This is a genomic window from Klebsiella sp. MS 92-3 (assembly GCF_000195655.1).
Classification (GTDB): domain Bacteria; phylum Pseudomonadota; class Gammaproteobacteria; order Enterobacterales; family Enterobacteriaceae; genus Klebsiella; species Klebsiella pneumoniae.
In genome coordinates this window covers 1-2347 of sequence record NZ_GL882699.1, presented here as the reverse complement: position 1 = coordinate 2347, position 2347 = coordinate 1, and the positions used below count along the sequence as shown (strand labels likewise).

1 protein-coding gene and 1 pseudogene are annotated in these 2347 nt (G+C 52.4%); both read left to right on the top strand.

Translation table 11 applies throughout. The features are described from left to right. Nucleotides 1-379, top strand: a pseudogene (locus HMPREF9538_RS26675) (phage tail protein); the annotation flags it as partial. 167 nt (nucleotides 380-546) lie between these two features. Next, the coding region (locus HMPREF9538_RS32685; protein ID WP_009483776.1) for a hypothetical protein at nucleotides 547-2347 on the top strand (1801 nt) is incomplete at its 3' end.

The window sequence follows — 2347 nt, the reverse complement described above, 5'->3', positions numbered from 1 at the left end:
TCAGTGTCCGGACATGTACGACAACGCGCAGCAAACCGGTTATATCACCGGGCGATCCGGTGACGTGTTCTCGACGTCAGAGCGTATCGACTTTTCTTTGGGCGATATGTGGGTGGTTATGACCGACAGCCTCGGGAATTACCGCGGGCGCTGGCGAGCTTATCCGGTAAGTGGCAAGCCCAAAGCATTCCAGGCTGCAGCCGATACCTTCGATCTGAACATTTATGACCGCAGCACGGTGCAAAACCCAAGCCGGTATTTCATCTCTACCGACTCGGAACTGAACTCCACAATCTGGCGCGTCGATAGCGCCAAACCCAACGGTGACGATACTCAAACCCTCTCACTCACTGAATATTCAGACTCGATTTATTCGTAACACACAGCAGTAATTACCAACCTTCGCGCACACCATCAGATTCACTTCTGAGGGCTTCGTGCGCCTTTTATAGGGCGACATGCACAATGGCAGAAGTACCGTTACCAACTCCAACCGACAACCCGGTACCCAGCACTGATATCCGGGACGCAGTTTATGCTGGCGCCATGCTGGATAAGGTTGTCACCAGTACAGAGCTGAAATACACCGATCGCCTGGGCGGCGAGCACTACACCGTAGACGGGATTAAGGCGGAAGGGGATAAAGTCGTTGAGGAAACCCGGCAGAACCTGATCCCTCTAAGTCGCCAGTATATGACGCTGGCGGCGGCGCAGGCGGATATTGCCAACATCCCGGATGGCGCAACAACCTATATTCGCAGTACAGATGGAAGTTCACTTGCTGATGAATATATTAATAATGGCGGGACGCTGACTGCCACTGGCAGAAAAATGCCGTCACAGGCTGGTGTTGAATCACTGGTAACCATGACTGTTGGGGATCTTCTAAAGCATGACGATGCTGCAGATTTAATATTTCAACTTGTAGATATCCTTGGGTATCGCCAGTTTTACGCACTGACATCTGGAGAGTTCGGGACAATAAAGACGATGGTCAAACCTGATGGCATTGAACTGGAGGGCTATTCACTGACCGTGTCGGATGACAATGGAATATATATCGAAAATATTCTCGGTCAACGTGTCGTATTAGTTGATGAATATGGGAATGTGGCACCAAGGAGTTTGCGCGCTGCGCGAGATGGTTCGTTCGGCACAGATGCGGCAATGGTATCAGGCAATGGCCTTAATTTTAACTCAGGTGGCTCTCGAATTGATATTACAGGTCCTGAGTTTTTAAAGGTCTCTGATTTTCTTGGCCGGTCTAAAACAATTATTGATGCGAGCGGGAATCTGGTCGGCGGCGGTAGCGGTGGTGGTATAACGCTGCAGGACAGAATTAACATTCTGAACGCGGAAAACCTGAGCTATTACAGTAAAGTTCGCAGTCGGTATAACGCTGACATAGAGCGACTGGTGTTCGCTCTGTCGATGATCATCTGGTACGGGCAGTCTCTTTCCACCAACCAGGAAGGTTACCCTGCGCTCAGCAAAACGCCGTACAGCAATCTGGGCAATCTGATGCTGGGAAACTCACCTCGACCAAATACCCGGACAGGGGCAGGATTCACCCCGGTGGGGTCAGCCATCCTCAACCCGCTAAAGGCCGTCGTTCAGTCAGGTGACGGGTCGTATGTGATGAGTGATGCCGCGGTTGCTGCACTGCCTGCCGGGTCAGGTAATGAGGGTGAAGGGGCCGTTGCTGCGGTTAACATGCTGCGCACGCTGTTTCTGCGTCAGGCTGCATTGCTAACTGACCCGTCGCGCCTGCTTGTTCTGGCAAGCTGCGGGGTCAACGGGAGGACCGTTGAGGCTCTGTCCAGGGGGGCCGATCCGGAGCTGTATAATCGCATTCGTGAAGCTGTGTCTAAAATAAAGGCCATCGCGGATGGCGAAAGCAAGACATTCGGCATCGGTGCTTTCTGTTTCCTGCAGGGAGAATGGAATTACAACCCTGGGTACGGCGGCGACTATACGCGGGAGGGCTATAAAGCGAAGGTGCGTCAGCTTTATAGCGATGTGATTGCCGATTTTTGCGCAGGACAGAGACCGCCTGCGATGTTCACCTATCAGACTGGCGGCACTTACACCATTGATACCTATGAGCTGGCGATCGGCATGGCGCAGCTGGATATGGCAACGGAGGGAGGGAACATCTATGGAGTCTGCCCGTCGTATCCATTCCCCAATAAGGATAGCGGGCATCTGACCAGTAACGGTTATCGCTGGATGGACATGTTTTTCGGCAAGGTCATGTTCAGGGTTCTGGTTCTTGGTGAGGGATGGGAGCCGTTACACTGCACAGGCGTTGAAGTTCAGGATGATTACGCACTCCTTAACTATGCAG